Genomic DNA, 15,545 nt, shown 5'->3' with positions numbered 1-15,545 from the left:
GCAGCCACCCAATTAGTGAGGGTCTGCGGAACCAGTCCGAGCTCTCGAGCGACGTCCGCGACGGATCGCGACCTATCAATCACCTCGCGCACTGCCTCCACGCGGAACTCCGGAGAATACTTCCCACGGGAACTGGACATCCCGGGCCTTCCTTTCGGTCATCGCGGTAATCCTACCAATTCCGCGGTGGTCCAGAAAGAATGGGGCACCTCAGGTAGATCCGCGAGACGGTGGCGTGGGAGACGCCGTGCAGGTCCGCGACGGCGGCTTGGTTCAGGTTCTGTCGCAACAGCAGCAACGTCAGGATGACCTGCTCCCGCAGGTTGAGAAGCGCGGGGCGGCCAGGCCACGATGGACGCCCGGACAGGACCTGAAATATCCGAGCCACCAACTCCGTCACCTGCCCAGAGGTCAAACCTGTAGTAGAGTCATAGCGCATCGACTTCTCGCTTCAAGAATGGTGTGTAGGAACTTCCATTCTCTCCCGCGAGAAGTCGATGTCTTCACAGCGACACGCGCGAAACAGACCTTATGAATAACGCTCTGAGCCAGAGCGAGGAACCATGACGACGTTTCAATCATATCTCGCCGCATTCTGGGAATCGCGTGAACTGACCTTCGGTCAGTTCACAATCCAGGTGCGAAAGTTCCTTGAAGGGCTACGAGAGTTGCATCCCGTCTTCGAAACGTGGCATGTGCTCGGCGATCGAATGAACGACGAGAAACCGCTCGGAGCTGATCTACAGCACCTTGAGGAGCTTATGCTCGAACGCGGCTGGGATATGGATGCTCCTAAGCATTTCTTCACGCACCTTGATGATAACGGGTGCCCCACCGCGAATTCAACGGCAAGTGTCGGTTGGAGCTTTAACCTTGTGACCGAGCCAGAAAGGCAACAAACGCGTGACTTCGTGCACGTGTCGATATTTGCGGGAGCTACAAGTCCTCGCCTGTCGAGTAGCGTGACGTTGACGGTGGCCGATTCTGCGTCGCCGTTGCTTGACCCGGTGGTGTCTGAGCAGGTGTTTCGATACATGATCGATTTGTGGAACCCTGATCGCGCGCTCGTCACCGAGCAGGCTTACCGTGGCGCAGTGCGTAACTCAGAAACGAAAGAGCAGCTGGGTTGGCTGAACTACCGGGCGGACTCTTCGTTCGTCGAGTTTCTTCCGGACGGGGTACGGCATGAGCCGCTCAAAGACGGGGTATCGTTCCGCATCGGCGACGGTCGCGTGCTCGGCGCGAACTCTCTGGAAGAGGTGCAACTCGGTCTGCGGATCCAACACGAGATCCTCGCTCGTAGGTAGATATAAGAAAGCTCGGGCGAGGTTTGAGCCGCGTTACGTTTTCTGGAGCATTTATATACTGCGCCCAAGACTAGCCGAAGAGGAAGCTGATGCCCAACGTGACCAGTTGTGAACGACTGTCGGAAATCCAGGACGAGATTCTGTGCTCGTGAGAAAGAAAGCTTCCGCGGGCGCCCGGTAGGTCTGCGCCAGATGAACTCGTTCTCGATTCGTCCGGCGAGGAGAGCACATTGCTCGGAGGTCATTCCCGTAGTAGTCTGTGTGCGCACCGGCCGATTCCTTCGCGAGAAGTTCCGTCAGAAGTATTTCTCGAGTAAAGCGGATCGGTCGGTTTCATTCGTGAGCGACACGCTCCGATCGATAACCCACAAACAGGTTGTGCATAAGCCTCACTGATTCCCATGACACCGGGCCCGGCGTTGATCTGTGCTGCAACGTTCGCAGAGAAGCCGTCGCTCTGCTTCGCCTCGGCGTCGAGCCGGTCGGAGGTGTCCTCACCGAACTCCCGACTCGTACCGACGCTGGCATCGCACAGACCTTGCAGCTGCCTCACGAGAACGTCACTCTGTTCCTGCGGAAGAGGTGCCCCAGAAGAATCGAGTGTCGACAACGAACTGCCCTCGCAGACCGTAATGGCATCGGCGTTCGCGGGCCCGGCGGAAGTCGCAGCTGGGGCGCCGCTCAGACCAGTTCCGACGAGGATCGCAGCCGCTACGACGTCGAAGAAGATGTTCAAGATGCTAGAGCTTCTAGCGGTTATTGTCCTCATTATGAGAGGTCAATCGGTGTCACCGAGGAGCACAAGACACCGGGACCTTTTCTAGTGATACCGTCCACCATTACGTCCTCTTCACGCCCAGGTGATCAGTATCGCCAGAACCAGGCTCTCCCCACCGTAGCGTGGACCTGACGCGGTAAATTATCGCGGACGTGGAGTACTTCTGTCCTGTCGGGATGGGATCATTCACGTGAATGGCCGCTCAGGGGGAAGTCCTCGACTCCCGCCGGGGTTCGCAGGGTAGCTTCACTGCAAGCCTTGTTGACCTTCCCGAGAGTACCGACGTGCCGGACGAAGCAGGCCGGCGTCGAGAGCGTAGGGAGGGGCGTACGAGCAAGCGGATGTCTCGCCTGCGGCGACCGCCCCCGAGCGGGGGCTGCGGCGGTCGGAATCGCAGGGGCCCGGCTCGGACCGGTGACGCACTCTTCGCGGCCGCGGACCGCGCCGGTCGTGCTGCCGCCGGGATAGCGTGCGCGTCATACCTTTCACGCTGAGCCATGCCGTCGTCGCGCTCGCGGTCTCGAACGGTCGGATCCCCGCCGCCGCGGTGGCGGTCGGCGCGATGATGCCGGACATTGGGATGTATTTTCCGATCGGTGTCGCACGCGAGTCGAGCCACTCCCTCCTGGGCGTTGTCACGGTCGACCTGCTGCTCGGCCGCCGGAGTCGTCATCGGAGCGGGCAGCCACGTGGTGTGGGACGGCGTCACCCATCGAGGCGGCCTCCTCGTCTCGGCGATTCCGGTGCTGCAGCAGCAGCTCGGGCCCTTCCGCGGCTACGGGTGGTCGCAGTACGCGAGCGGCGTGCTCGGCTGCTCGGCCTCCGGATCGGCGCGTGGTCTGGTACGTCGGCAGGCGTCCGCGGTCGCTGGACCCGGACGGCCGACAGTCCGCGCGGATCGCGGCGGCGGCGATCGAGCTCGCGGCCGCGGTGCTGCAGGCAGGGATCGTGCTCGCTGGGGCGGGTGTTGACCCGCTCGACGCCGCTTCCGGTGCGCAGGTGGTGCGGGCGTCGATCCTGCTCGTGGCCGGAGGCGGAGGGGCGGTGGTCGCGGTCGCCGCTGTCTGGTGGCTGACCGGCCTCGGCGCCGTCGGTTGAGGCGGAAGCGGTCCCCTGAAGGGAGCACGGGCATCCGCCGTGAGGAGGATGCGCGAGTGCATAGCCTGCCGATAGCGTCGGACACGGCCCGTTGGGGCGGGCCGCCTTCGGGGGAAGGCAGCAAGGGGAAATCGGGGGCCCGCGGCTGACGCCGCGGGCCCTCTACCCGTTTGATGGGGGGCTCAGCGCCGCTTCGAGCGCGGACGATTCGCCGCGGCCGGACGCTGCGGGATGCGCGGGGCTCCCTCGCCGGCGGCGCCCTGCGGGAGCGATGACGCGGGCGGGATCGGCCGACGGGTTACCGGTCGCACCGGCTCGCCTCGACGCGACTGCCCGGGGATCGGCCGAGAGCGGCGCCCGTAGATCAGCTCGGAGGAGTCGAGCAGCCACGGGACCAGCGCCACCGTCACTCCGTGCACGAGCAGCAGCTTCTGGCGGATCCGCCTCGACTTGTGGTTGTGCAGGAACGCCTCCCACCAGTGCCCGACGATGTACTGCGGCATGTAGACCGTGGTGATTTCGGAGCCGTGCTCGAGGCGGTGCGCCTTGATGTACTTGATGAGCGGATAGGAGATGTCGCGATAGGGCGAAGCGACGCAGCGCAGCGGCACCTCGATGTCCATTCGCGCCCAGTCGGCCTTGAGCTGCGCGGTCTGCGCGTCGTCGATGGAGGAGTGCACCGCTTCCAGCGTCTCGTGCCGCGCCGCGATGGCGTAGTCGAGCGCCTTCAGGGTGGGCTTGTTCATCCGGCCTACGAGGACGATCGCGTGGTCGCCGTTCGCACCGAAGGTCGTGGTCGGGTCGACCTCGATCTCCTTCTCGACGTCGCGGTAGTAGCGGTAGACGCCGGCCATCAGGAAGCCGAGGATCGGCATCACCAGGTAGACGAGCCAGGCCCCGTGGGTGAACTTCGTGATCGTGACGACCACAAGCACCGCGAAGGTCAGAGTCGCGCCGAACAGGTTGATACCCAGGCTCGTGTAGACGGTGCGCGAGCCTTCGCCGTTGCGGATCATCCGCATCCAGTGCTTGACCATGCCCGACTGCCCGAGCGTGAACGACACGAAGACGCCGATGATGTAGAGCTGCACGAGGCTCGTGAGCGAGGCCTGGTAGACGAGCAGGATGATCGCGGCCACGAGCGCCAGGATGATCACTCCGTTGGAGTAGATCAGGCGGTCGCCGCGCGTGTTCAGCGACTTGGGCGCGTAGCCGTCGCGGGCCAGGACCGAACCCAGCAGCGGGAAGCCGTTGAAGGCAGTGTTCGCGGCCAGGAGCAGGACGGCGGCGGTCGCCGCCTGGATGATGAAGAACAGGATCGTGTTATTGCCGAAGGTGGCCGCGGCCACCTGCGCGATCACCGAGCGCTGCGGAGTGGTGGCGCAGTCGGCGAAGCCTACGAGGTGGCAGGCGTTCTCGGCGTAGTGCACGTTGGAGAGCAGTGCGAGCGCGGTGAGGCCGACGAAGAGCACGATCGCGATCGTCCCCATCGCGACGAGCGTGCGCTGCGCGTTCTTGACTTTCGGCGCCCGGAACGCGGGCACCCCGTTCGAGATCGCCTCGACGCCGGTGAGCGCCGCGCAGCCGCTGGCGAAGGAGCGCAGCAGCAGGAGCACTACGGCCGCCTGCGTGAGCTGCTCGCCCTGCACGGTGAAGCCCGCCGACTCCGCCACCGGGGTGTCGCCGACGACAGTGCGGATCAGGCCGACCACGACCATCGCGAAGACGCTCGCGACGAACAAGTAGGTCGGGATCGCGAAGGCGCGGCTCGACTCCGAGACGCCGCGAAGGTTCACAGCCGCGAGCAGCACCACGAAGAGGATGGCCAGCTCGACCCGCAACGGCGCCAGCTCGGGGACCGCCGAGATGATGTTGTCGACTCCGGAGGCGACCGACACGGCCACGGTAAGCACGTAGTCCACGAGCAGTGCGGACGCGACCGTGAGGCCCGCCGTTTCGCCCAGATTGGTGCGGGCGACCTCGTAGTCGCCGCCTCCGGACGGGTAGGCCCGAATCAGCTGGCGATAGCTCAGCACCACCACGACGAGCAGCACGACCACGCAGGCGGCGACCCAGGGCGCGAAGGTGAGGAAGGAGAGCCCGCCGAGCAGCAGGATCATCAGCAGCTCCTGCGGCGCGTAGGCCACGGAGGAGAGCGGGTCGCTGGCGAAGATGGGAAGCGCGAGCCGCTTCTGCAGCAGCTGCCCCTCGAGCTTGTCGCTCGGGAGCGGCTCGCCGATGAAGAAGTGCTTCGCGGTGCGCAGCTCGGTCGCGTCGGTCGGTGATCCGTCCGCGGCGGACGGGGGACCCTCGTGTGTCACGAGCGACGACACTACTCCGTTGCACGGGGGCAGTCACGACGCCCGGGAGCGGGCCGAGCGGAGGCTGATCTCGCCCTGTGACCGGGAGTTTCCCTGTGCTGTGATGTGCGGCAGGTGAGGTGCTGGGCGCGGGTGCCCCGAGAGGGGGTTAGCGGCTGCCGCGGGTGGCAGCTCCGATCATGCGGGTGAGGCTGTCGCGGAGCCCGGTGAGCTCGTCGAGAGGGACGTCGAGGCGCTCGACGATCTGCGGGGGGACCTGCAGTGCCTGCTCGCGCAGCGCTCGTCCGGAGGGGGTCAGTGCGACGTCGAGGCGGCGCTCGTCATCGCTGCTGCGCGCGCGGGTGAGGTGGCCGCTCGCCTCCAGGCGCTTCACGAGCGGGCTGAGGGTGGCCGGTTCGAGGTGCAGGGCGGAGCCGAGGTCGGCGAGCGAGCGCGGGCTGCGCTCCCAGAGCGCGAGCATCACGAGGTACTGCGGATGCGTGAGTCCGAGCGGTTCGAGCACGGGTCGGTACAGGCCGATGACGGTGCGCGCCGCGACGGCGAGGGAGAAGCACACCTGGTTCTGGAGGGCGAGCGGGTCGGGTTCCACAACGACATCCTCTCATCGCGCACTGATGGTTAGTACACTAAGGATATGACGCGGAAAAAGACCGGCTCCCTCTACCAGCGCTTCAATGCGCGGCTGTTCCCCTGGCTTGGTCCGCCGCCGCTGGGCCCGTACAACCAGCCCGAGCAGGAGGCGTCGGCGGGCCGGGCCTGCCCGCTCTGCGGACGACCGATGTCCGAGCATGTGATCGACCGCTCGGGACCACGGACCCAGCTGTACTGCCCGAGCGACGCCTCCTGAGTCGCACGTCCCCGTTCGGGGGTCAGGAGCTTCGGGCGGTGGGGGCGGATGATGAGCGCATGTCCCGACTGAGCCCCACCGCCGCCCGCGTCGTCCAATACCGCCGATTCGGCGACGCGGATGTCCTCGAGATCGCCGAGGTCGAGCGGCCCAGGCCCGGAACGGGCGAGGTTCTCGTAGAGGTGCTCTCCGCCGGGGTGAACCACATGGAGGCGTTCATCCGACAGGGCCGGTTCGACTCCGCCCACTCCGCCGCCTTCCCGATGCGCCAGGGCACCGACTTCTCGGGGGTCGTCGTCGCCCTGGGCCAGGGCGTCACCGATCTCAAACTCCGCAGTAATGTGGTCGGCCACGCGCTCGTCGGCTCGCACGCCACCCACATCGTGGTGCCGCGCCGCAACCTCGTCGCCAAGCCCGCCTCCGTGAGCTGGGAGGTCGGCGGAGCACTGTTCCTCGCCGGAGTGACGGCCTGGCGCGCGCTCGAGGCCACGCACGTCGGACCCCACGACACCGTTGTCGTCTCCGCCGCGGCCGGAGGAGTGGGCAGCCTCGAGATCCAGCTCGCGAAGCTGCGCGGTGCATCCGTGATCGGCACCTGCGGCGAGCGGAACTTCGACTACCTCCGCCAGATCGGCGTGAAGCCGGTGGTCTACGGCGATGGGATCGCCGAGCGCATCCGCGCCGCGGCGCGCGACGGAGTCACGGTGTTCCTCGATAACTTCGGCGGAGAGAACGACGCCCTGGCCGACGAGCTCGGCATCGCGGCGGGGCGCTTCCACTCCAGCGACGACCGCAAGGAGATCGAGCTGCGCGCCGTGTGGCCCGACGCCGAGACGGCCCAGCGCGACACCGAGATCCTGGGCGAGCTGGTCGGCCTGGTCGCCGAGCAGAAGCTGCGGGTGCTCGTGTCGGGCTTCTACCCCTTCGATCAGGTGCAGGACGCCTTCGACGACCTCGAGAAGCGGCACTCGCGGGGCAAGATCGTGCTCGGGATGAACCCAGTGGACCCGGCGAAGGTCACGAAAGCACGCGACATCCACGAGGCCGGGCGGTAACTGACGCTCGTCGCCGGGCCCGCCGGACGGCCACACTAGGGCCGTGGCGCCAGGACGCCCGGGAGGAGAGACGCGATGCAGGAGCCCGTCGTCGCGATCGTCTGGATCGTCTCGTTCGTGGTCGTGACCGTCCTGGTCACGGGACTGTCGGGGCGGGTGAACTGGTCCGCTCCCGTGGCGCTCGTCGCCGTCGGGGCTCTGGCCTCCTTCGTCCCCGGTATCCCGGAGGTGGTGGTCGAACCGGACGTGGTGCTGTTCGGGATCCTGCCGCCGCTGCTCTACGCGGCGGCGATCCGCACCTCCGTGCTCGATGTCCGCGCGCGTGGCGACAGCATCCTCCTGCTGTCAATCGGGCTCGTCGTCTTCACGGTCGCGGTCGTCGGCGCCGTTGCCTGGATGGTCGTCCCGGCGATCACGCTCGCCGCGGCCCTCGCGTTCGGGGCGATCGTGGCGCCCACGGACGCCGTGGCGGTCACGGCCATCGCGGGACGCCTCCGCCTGCCGCGGCGCATGCTCACGGTGCTTGAGGGCGAGAGCCTCTTGAACGACGCGACTGCGCTGGTGGCGCTGAACGCCGCCCTTCTGGCGATCGTCAGCACGGTCACGCCGGGGCGCATCGCGCTCGACTTCGTGCTGGCCGTGGCTGTGGGCGGCGGAGTCGGCATCGGCATCGCCGTGCTGCTCGGCTTCGTGCGCAAGCAGGTGCAGTCGTCCGTCCTCGACACGAGCCTCTCGCTGGTGACGCCGTACGTCGCGTTCATCCCGGCGCAGCTGCTGCACGGTTCCGGGGTGCTCGCGGTCGTGGTCGCAGGCCTCTACCTGGGCTACCGGGCGCCGGTCATCCAGTCGGCGCAGGCGCGCATCGCGGAGTCGCTCAACTGGCGGACGATCCAGTTCCTGCTCGAGAACGCGGTGTTCCTCTTCATCGGGCTCAGCCTCTCGTCGGTGGTGCGGGCGACGGCCGACTCCGGGGTCGGGGTCTGGCAGACGGTCGGCATCGGCGCGGCCGTACTCGCGGCGCTGATCGGAAGCCGCGTGGCCTGGATGTGCCTGACCACGCTGCTCTTCCGTCACGGCCCGAACCGATTGCGGCAGCGAGGGTGGACCTGGCCGACCGCGATCGGTGTGTCCTTCGCGGGCATCCGCGGCGTGGTGACGCTCGCGGCCGCTTTCCTCCTGCCCGAGGAGACGCCGCAGCGCGCATTCCTGCAGTTCCTCGCCTTCGTCGTGGTGGCGGGGACGCTCATCGAGGGTCTCGCGCTTCCGCGGCTCGTCCGAGCGCTGAAACTGCCGGCTCCGAACGAGATGCAGGAGCACGTGGAGAAGCAGATGCTGCTCGCGGAGGCGCAGGCGGCCGGTCTCTCGCGGCTCGACGAGGAGCCGCAGGACGGGGTCGAGGATCGGGTGCTCGACCGGCTGCGACGGAATGCGACGTTCCTCGCCGACGCGCTGCAGAATCCGCCGGAGGGCGAGGGCGTGGAGCCGCTGCCGCAGGCCTACAACCGGCTCCGGCGCGTGATGATTGCAGCCGAGAGGGAGGCGGTGCTGCGTGCGCGCGCGCAGGGGCGGTACCAGGAGCCGGCGGTGGTGAGTGCGCTGGCGTTCCTCGACGTGGAGGAGGAGGCGCTGGCGGTCGGGCGGCAGTAGGCGGGGACTTGGGGAGTTCCCCGCCTACCGCGCTGTCAGCCCAGGGTGGAGCGGACCGAGGCGCGCGCCTGCTCGAGCGCGGCGCGCAGAGCGTCGACGCTCGCGGTGGTCACAGAGCCGGTTGCGGAGGCGGTGCGCAGCTGCGCGCGCAGTTCGTCGCGGAACTCGGTGAGCAGCACTTCGGCGTCGCGCAGAGCGAGGCGCGAGGCGGTGCGCGCGTCGGGCTCAGGCTGCTCGGAGCCGGTCGCGCCGGAGGCGGTGTGCTCGGAGGCGGTGTGCTCGGAGCCGTTCGGGCCGGCCGCCGGGTCCTGCGGGCGCTGTTTCTCTGCGGAGCGCTCCGGACGGCGACCGGGTTCCCGAGCGTCGCGGGCGGCGCTGGCCAGGTCGGCGCGGAGGCTCTTCATCGCCTCCGCGACGCCGAGTCGTACCTCGTCGGCCAGCCGACGGACGGAGTCGGTGAGTTCCTCCTCGATGTCGCCCAGATCGGTCGCGCGGGCGGCGAGCTCGGCGCGGCCCGCATCGGTGATGGAGTAGACGGTCTTGCGGCCGTCCGCCTCCTTCGTGACGAGTCCCTCCTCCTCGAGCTTCGCCAGGCGCGGGTAAACGGTGCCGGCGCTGGGGGCGTAGGTGCCGCCGAAGCGCTCGCTGAGAGCCTGGATCAATTCGTAGCCGTGGCGCGGCGATTCGGCGAGGAGGTTGAGCAGGTAGAGGCGCAGACGGCCGTGCGCGAAGACGGGGCTCACAGCGAGCCTCCGTCCATCGGGCGCTGACCGTCGGCGGGACCGGACTCGGGGGAGCCCCAGCCCTCGCCGACCGTAGCGGAGGCGGTGGTCTTCGATCGGCGGACGACGCTCACATCGCCCGAGACCGAGTTGGCGGCGACGTCGACCCACGCCGAGTCCAGGGAGCCGGTGGTCGAGGTGTAGCCCCGGCCGAAGGTGCCCTTGACGACGGAGCCGTCGAGCTGGAGCGCGCCCGAGACCGTGTTGATGCGGTAGCGGGCGCCGAGGCCCTCGTCGATGCGGACGGTGAGGTCGCCGCTGACGGTGTTGGCCTGGATCCGGTCGGGGGTGCCCTCGGCGTCGACGAAGACGCTGCCCGAGAGGCCGTCGACGGTGAAACGAGTGAGGTCGCCGGTCGCAGTGACGTCGCCGGAGACGGTGCGGGCGGTCACCCGGCCGGTGTGGCTGCGGACCGAGAGCTCGCCGTGGACGGTGTTCACCTCGATGTCGCCGTGCAGGCCGTCGAGGACGATGTCGCCGCCGACCGTCGAGACGCGTGCGTCGCTGTGCAGGCCGGAGACCAGGCCGTCGGCCGACACAGTGTCGAACGCCAAGGCGATGCCGCGGGGGACGAGCAGGCTGATATCGGCGCGATCGCCGCGTCGGCCGAGGCCTTTCACGACGTCCACGATCGTGTCCCAGCGCAGCTGGATGTGGTCGACCTCGAGGCGGTCGCCCTCCATCGAGACCTTGAGCGGGCGGCCGTTGACGCTGTGGACCTCCACGCGCGCCGTCGGTTCGTCGTGGGCGATGACGTCGACCTGGCCGCCGACGAGGGCGACCTTGACCGAGCGGACGACGTCGAGGTCGATGACCTTCGTCTCGCCCGACTGCACGAGCCATTTCTCGAGGGACATGAGCTCCTCCTCCTGCACCTGCGGTGCCTTGCGGAAACGCGATACATCGCGAGTTGGTGTTGTCACGATATATCTCGATCGGGACGCCTCGCAACAGGCCTCGGGCGGTTCTCAGGCTGCGGTGTCGGGTGCCCTCGTGCGTCGTCGAGGGGATGAGTGCTGGGCCTGGCCGTGGTAGACCGAGGGCATGGATCCCATCGCGGCACTGGAGGAGATCGCGGCGCTGCTGGAGCGGGAGAGGGCCTCGCGCTATCGGGCGAAGGCGTTTCGGCGCGCGGCCGCGGTACTGGAAGGCATGACCCCCGAGGAGCGGGACGACCTCGCTCGGGTGCGGAGGGAGTCCGGGATTGGAGACACGACCTTCTCCGTGATCGAGCAGACGCTGGCGGGCCGCGTGCCCGAGTACCTCGCTGAGCTGCGCGCCTCCGCGCCGCCGCCCACCAGTGCGCTGCGAGGGCGGCTCCGCGGCGACCTGCACAGTCACAGCGAGTGGTCCGACGGGGCGACCCCCATTGTTGCGATGGCGGAGGCGGCTCGCGCCCTCGGCCACGAGTATCTGGCACTCACTGATCACTCTCCCCGGCTGCGGGTCGCGCACGGTCTCAGTGCGCAGCGGCTGGAGGAACAGCTCCAGCATCTCGCGATGCTCGACACTGCGCCGCTGCGGCTGCTCAGCGGTATCGAGGTCGACGTGCTGGAGGACGGGGCGCTGGATCAGAGCGACGACCTGCTGCGCCGGCTCGACGTGGTTGTCGCGAGCGCCCACTCGAAGCTGCGGCTGCCCTCCAGCGAGATGACGGCTCGGCTGGTGGCGGCGGCCTCGGACCCACGGACCGATGTCCTGGGGCACGTCACCGGACGGTTGGTGGCGGGTGAGCGCGGCACCCGCCCGCCGTCGACCTTCGATGCCCGCGCCGTGTTCCGGGCCTGCGCCGATCAGGGGACCGCGGTCGAGATCAACGCTCGACCCGAGCGCGAGGATCCGCCGGACGAGCTGATCGCGCTCGCCCTCGAGGCGGGCTGCCTGTTCTCGATCGACAGCGACGCGCACGCGCCGGGCCAGCTCGGCCTGCTCGACTACGGCGCCGAGCGGGCAGAGCGCCTCGGGGTGCCGGAGGAGCGGATTGTGACCACCTGGCCGCTGGAGCGGCTCCTGGAGTGGACCCGCGGCTGACGCATCTCCCGCATCGCGCACACGAACTGCGAGCATCATCCCCTTGACAGGCGGCCGTATCGCGGGAGGGGTTCGGCCGCAAGAGGCGAAATCCCAGCTCCTCAGGCGGCATGCTCGATACCGGTCCGCTTCTCTGCGGCTGCTCGGGCGGTCTGGAGTGGCGTTCCGCCCCATCCTCCACAGCACTCTCCGCTCCAACAGACCAGGTGAAGCATGGCCACGCAGACCGCTCTTGACGCCGTGCGCGCCGCTCCCACTCTGCTTGAGGCGATCCGGTCGGCCGACGAGTTGACGATCGCCGCGGTGAGCGACGGCGGTGGTCGCGCCGTGCGCCTGCTCACCCGCGCGGCCCTGGACCCCTCCGATCAGCTCACCGCGATCGCGGCTGTCCACTCGCTCGCCCAGGTCTTCGACGAGGAGGCCGACCTCGCGCTGCTGATGCTGCTCGAGGACGAGCGGCCGTACCTCCGTGAGCACGCGGCCTGGGCGTTCGGTGGGCGGCTGCCCCGGCCCGCCGCACTCGGTCCGCTGCTGCGCCTGGTGCGCGACGGCGGTTTCTCGGGGATGCTCGCGCAGCGCACGGTCCTGCTCTGGGCCTCCTCGACCCCCGACCTCATCGCGGTGTCGCTCGAGGGAGCGCTGCTCGGCGAGTTCGAGGCGTCCGCCCGAGCTCGGTTCGTTGAGACGCTCGGGCTGGTGCCGGGAGCGATCGCAGAGCGCACCCTTGTGCACGTGGCCGCAGATCGAAGGGAGGGACCGCAGGCCCGAGCCGCTGCGACGGAGGCGCTCGGCGAGCGCGGATCCGACGACGCCGAGCTCCTGCTCACGCGCCTGGCGGAGGAGCAGGGGCCGATCGGGTCGATTGCCCGACTCGCTCTGACCGACCTCGCTCCCGCTTCCGCCGGGATGGCCGGGCCGACGGTCGCCCAGCTCTTCGTCCACGCTGACATCGACGGGACCCTGACCCGGGTGGGCGCCGGCGACAACGGCGGCATCGCGACACTGCTCGTGCGGTTGGGCGACTCGCTCGTTGAGCAGGAGGGGATCGACCGGGTGCTCACGCTCTCGCGCGGGACCCCGGCTGAGGCGGAGCGTGCACTCGGCGAGCTGCCCGACGCCGGCCACGGCTTCGCTCCGGTGCCCTTCGTGGGGTCGCCTGTCGCAATGCCCCAGACCTGGAGCCGTCGCATCGCGGCGGAGCGCGGCATCCGGCGGATCCTGCGAGCGGCGGGACGGGTCGACGTGCTGCACCTGCGTATGGCCGATGTGGGGTCTCTCGCGGCGGCCGCGGTCGCGCGGGAGCTCGAGATCCCGGTCGTGTTTACCCTCGCTCCGGACCCGCACGCTCTGATGGCGGGGCTGGACGCGTCCGGCGCGCTCACCCGTGCAGACTTCGGCGAGCGCGACGTCGCCGAGCATTTCTGGTTCCGGGTGCGTCTCGTGCAGCGCCTGGCCGCAGACGCTGCGCACACAGTGCTCTTCCCGCGCGATGAGCTGGCGGCGACCATCCGAGAGCTGATCGGCGTCGACATCACCGCGCATCCGGAGCGGCACACGATCGTCCCCGAGGGGATCGACGTCGGCCTCGTCGAGCGCGGGGAGACGGCGGCGCGCGCTTCCGCCGCCGGTGAGACAGTCGCTCTGGACGAGGGCGGCGATTTGGCCTCGCTCGACGAGCTGCTGGCGACGCTTCCCGAGGACCGGCGCGGACTCCCGCTGCTGCTCAGCGTCGGGCGCCTGCACCGGGTGAAGGGGATGGCGGCGCTCGCCGAGGCGTGGGCGGCCGATTCGTCGCTCCGCGACCGCGCCAACCTGCTCCTCGTCGGCGGTGACCTCGCCGACCCGAGCCCCGACGAACGCGAGCAGCTCGACCGCATCGCCGCCGTCCCATCCGACGGCCTGCTCCTGGCCGGCCACCGCGCGAACGGGACGGTCGCACGGTGGCTCGGCGCGATCCGACACGGCCGGCCCGGTCTCTCGGCCGCGGGTGGGGCGTACGTCTGCGCGAGCGTGAAGGAGGAGTTCGGCATCGCCCTCCTCGAGGCGCTCTCCGCGGGCCTGGTCGTCGTCGCTCCGGCCACCGGTGGGCCCGCGACCTACGTCGAGGAAGGGGAGACCGGCTTCCTGGTCGACACCGCCGACTCCGCGGCGCTCGCCGCCGGCGCTGCCGCCGCACTCGATCTCGCGGGCGGGCCTCTCGGCGAACGCGCGGCGTCCCGCGGGCACGCGATGGTCGCCGAGCGCTACACGGTGCAGGCGATGGCGCACGCCCTCGCCGGCGTCTACGCGCATGCGACCGCGGACCAGGAGCGTCCCCTCCGCTCACCGCTCGTCCTGGGGGCCTCGTGACCCTGCTGATCATCAGTCCCGATTACGCATCGCACCTGCTGCCGCTGGCGACCCTCGGCACGGCGTGGCAGGAGGCGGGCGAGCGCGTCGTCGTGGCGACGGGCGACGCGACGCGCTCGATCGTGGACAGCTTCGACTTCGAGCACATCGCGCTCCGGCTGGGGCGCGGGTCGAACCCGGGTACCATCCGCGCGGAGGAGCAGGCCCCTGATGAGGGAGCGTCCCTCCGCGGCTTCTTCGACGCCACACGACGCGGGATGGTGCCCACCCTCGCCTACCAGGCGCGGGAGCGGCTCACTGATCTGCTCTGGGACCCGGCCGGAGTCGCCGCGCGGCTGCGGGTGATCCTCGACGAGGTACAGCCCGGAGCGATCGTGGTCGATCACCTCGCCTTTACGGCGCGGGTGGCGCTGCGTGGCCTCCGCGTGCCCTATGGGGACGTCGTGCTCGGTCACCCCAGCGCGCTCACCGTGCCCGGAGAGGTCTACGGATTCCCTCCGGTCTGGCCGGACGCCTTCGTTCCCGACCCGGACGACCTCGGTGCGCTGCGCGCACTCTGCGAGCAGGTGCGCGACTCCTTCACCGGCGAATGGAACGGCGCTCTCGCCGCCCTCGACCCGGGAGCGGCCCCCAGTGCCGACGCCTTCGCGGAGAGCGGCGACGTCCTGCTGCTGAACTACCCGAGCGAGCTCCACGACCCCGCTCGGACCGCTCAGCTGCCGCCGCACGCGTTCCTCGGCTCCGCCGTCCGCGAGGAACCCGAAGACGCGGAGGTCGAGGAGTGGCTCGCGGCGTCCGGGGATCCGATCGTCTACGTGAGCTTCGGCAGTTTCCTCTCGGTGCGTGACGACGTGCTGGCCCGGGTCGTCGAAGCCCTGGCGGGGGTTGAAGTCGGGGGCCGGCCCGTGCGGGTGGCGCTCGCCTCGGGTGCGACGGAGTTCTCGGCCCTCGGATCGGTCCCCGAGGGCTGGCTCGTGCGCGGCTTCCTCCCGCAGGTCGCTGTGCTCCGCCGGGCCGACCTCGCGATCAGTCACGGCGGCAACAACAGCGTCACCGAGGCGATGACCGCCGGCGTGCCGCTCGTGGTACTGCCGTTCTCGACCGACCAGTTCGCGGGGGCCGCCGCGCTCGAGGACGCCGGGTTCGCCGCCGTACTCGACCCGAACGCGGCGACTGTGACGGAGCTCGCCGAGGCTGCTCGGCAGATGCTCGCACTCGACGCTGCCGTCCGCGCTCGACTGGCGGAGCTCGCCGACGGCCTCGCAGGAGAGACGGGGCCGCACCGCGCCCTCTCCGCCCTGAGCGGAGCGACGGTGCAGCGCTAGCCTGG

At 69.2% G+C, this 15,545-nt stretch carries 14 protein-coding genes and 1 pseudogene; 9 read left to right on the top strand and 6 right to left on the bottom strand.

The features are described 5' to 3' along the window. Window positions 1–140: transposase (locus tag C5D07_RS01850; RefSeq protein WP_146079779.1), on the bottom strand; the 140-nt coding region annotated here is incomplete at its 3' end. 32 nt (window positions 141–172) lie between these two features. After that, on the bottom strand, window positions 173–439 hold the full coding sequence (locus C5D07_RS16355) for a transposase family protein (protein ID WP_146076714.1): 267 nt from the start codon (window positions 437–439) through the stop codon (window positions 173–175). Window positions 440–563: 124 nt separating this feature from the next. Here C5D07_RS16355 and C5D07_RS15155 point away from each other — a divergent pair, with 124 nt between their 5' ends. The 3 genes and pseudogenes from C5D07_RS15155 to C5D07_RS16010 all read left to right on the top strand — a co-directional run bounded on the left by C5D07_RS15155 (window position 564) and on the right by C5D07_RS16010 (window position 3,183). Further along, window positions 564–1,307 carry an Imm52 family immunity protein gene (locus C5D07_RS15155; protein WP_146076713.1) on the top strand — a complete coding sequence of 248 codons (744 nt, stop codon included), beginning with the start codon at window positions 564–566 and terminating at the stop codon, window positions 1,305–1,307. A 1,247-nt stretch (window positions 1,308–2,554) separates the two neighbouring features. Beyond that, a pseudogene (locus tag C5D07_RS16350) lies at window positions 2,555–2,894 on the top strand (DUF4184 family protein); the annotation flags it as partial. A gap of 25 nt (window positions 2,895–2,919) precedes the next feature. Then, the gene (locus tag C5D07_RS16010) at window positions 2,920–3,183 is read left to right on the top strand and encodes a hypothetical protein (RefSeq protein ID WP_249028147.1); all 264 of its coding nucleotides are present in this window, start codon (window positions 2,920–2,922) and stop codon (window positions 3,181–3,183) included. A gap of 182 nt (window positions 3,184–3,365) precedes the next feature. Here C5D07_RS16010 and C5D07_RS01830 read toward each other — a convergent pair whose 3' ends face one another. Then, window positions 3,366–5,447 carry an APC family permease gene (locus C5D07_RS01830; RefSeq protein ID WP_104258524.1) on the bottom strand — a complete coding sequence of 694 codons (2,082 nt, stop codon included), beginning with the start codon at window positions 5,445–5,447 and terminating at the stop codon, window positions 3,366–3,368. Window positions 5,448–5,652: 205 nt separating this feature from the next. Continuing rightward, the gene (locus tag C5D07_RS01825) at window positions 5,653–6,093 is read right to left on the bottom strand and encodes a MarR family winged helix-turn-helix transcriptional regulator (protein ID WP_068255918.1); all 441 of its coding nucleotides are present in this window, start codon (window positions 6,091–6,093) and stop codon (window positions 5,653–5,655) included. Between the two features lie 45 nt (window positions 6,094–6,138). Here C5D07_RS01825 and C5D07_RS01820 point away from each other — a divergent pair, with 45 nt between their 5' ends. From C5D07_RS01820 to C5D07_RS01810, 3 genes are all read left to right on the top strand, one after another. Continuing rightward, window positions 6,139–6,351, top strand: a complete 213-nt coding sequence (locus C5D07_RS01820) for a hypothetical protein (protein WP_068255916.1) — start codon at window positions 6,139–6,141, stop codon at window positions 6,349–6,351. A gap of 59 nt (window positions 6,352–6,410) precedes the next feature. Beyond that, the gene (locus C5D07_RS01815; protein WP_068255915.1) at window positions 6,411–7,406 is read left to right on the top strand and encodes an NADP-dependent oxidoreductase; all 996 of its coding nucleotides are present in this window, start codon (window positions 6,411–6,413) and stop codon (window positions 7,404–7,406) included. Window positions 7,407–7,481: 75 nt separating this feature from the next. Beyond that, on the top strand, window positions 7,482–9,053 hold the full coding sequence (locus C5D07_RS01810; RefSeq protein WP_104258519.1) for a cation:proton antiporter: 1,572 nt from the start codon (window positions 7,482–7,484) through the stop codon (window positions 9,051–9,053). A 35-nt stretch (window positions 9,054–9,088) separates the two neighbouring features. On the opposite strand, the gene C5D07_RS01805 is transcribed toward C5D07_RS01810, so the two are convergent. Together C5D07_RS01805 and C5D07_RS01800 are read right to left on the bottom strand one after the other, a co-directional pair. Beyond that, on the bottom strand, window positions 9,089–9,796 hold the full coding sequence (locus tag C5D07_RS01805; protein ID WP_104258518.1) for a PadR family transcriptional regulator: 708 nt from the start codon (window positions 9,794–9,796) through the stop codon (window positions 9,089–9,091). Continuing rightward, entirely contained in the window at window positions 9,793–10,692 is a 900-nt protein-coding gene (locus tag C5D07_RS01800) for a DUF4097 family beta strand repeat-containing protein (RefSeq protein WP_249028146.1), read from the bottom strand. The genes C5D07_RS01805 and C5D07_RS01800 overlap by 4 nt, the downstream gene beginning before the upstream one ends. Before the next feature lie 187 nt (window positions 10,693–10,879). On the opposite strand from C5D07_RS01800, the gene C5D07_RS01795 reads away from it, so the two are divergent. The 3 genes from C5D07_RS01795 (at window position 10,880) to C5D07_RS01785 (ending at window position 15,540) form a co-directional block, all read left to right on the top strand. Then, window positions 10,880–11,866 carry a PHP domain-containing protein gene (locus C5D07_RS01795; RefSeq protein ID WP_104258517.1) on the top strand — a complete coding sequence of 329 codons (987 nt, stop codon included), beginning with the start codon at window positions 10,880–10,882 and terminating at the stop codon, window positions 11,864–11,866. Window positions 11,867–12,079: 213 nt separating this feature from the next. Then, on the top strand, window positions 12,080–14,215 hold the full coding sequence (locus C5D07_RS01790) for a glycosyltransferase (protein WP_104258516.1): 2,136 nt from the start codon (window positions 12,080–12,082) through the stop codon (window positions 14,213–14,215). Then, a complete protein-coding gene (locus C5D07_RS01785; protein WP_104258515.1) occupies window positions 14,212–15,540 on the top strand; it encodes a nucleotide disphospho-sugar-binding domain-containing protein in 1,329 nt (442 codons plus the stop codon). Before C5D07_RS01790 ends, C5D07_RS01785 begins: the two co-directional genes overlap by 4 nt. The last annotated feature ends 5 nt before the right edge of the window (window positions 15,541–15,545 follow it).

Origin of the sequence: Rathayibacter tritici (assembly GCF_002932875.1) — a bacterium.
In the GTDB taxonomy this organism is placed as follows: domain Bacteria; phylum Actinomycetota; class Actinomycetes; order Actinomycetales; family Microbacteriaceae; genus Rathayibacter; species Rathayibacter tritici.
The sequence above is the reverse complement of the archived record's forward strand: the minus strand, read 5'-3'. Positions and strand labels throughout refer to the sequence as shown.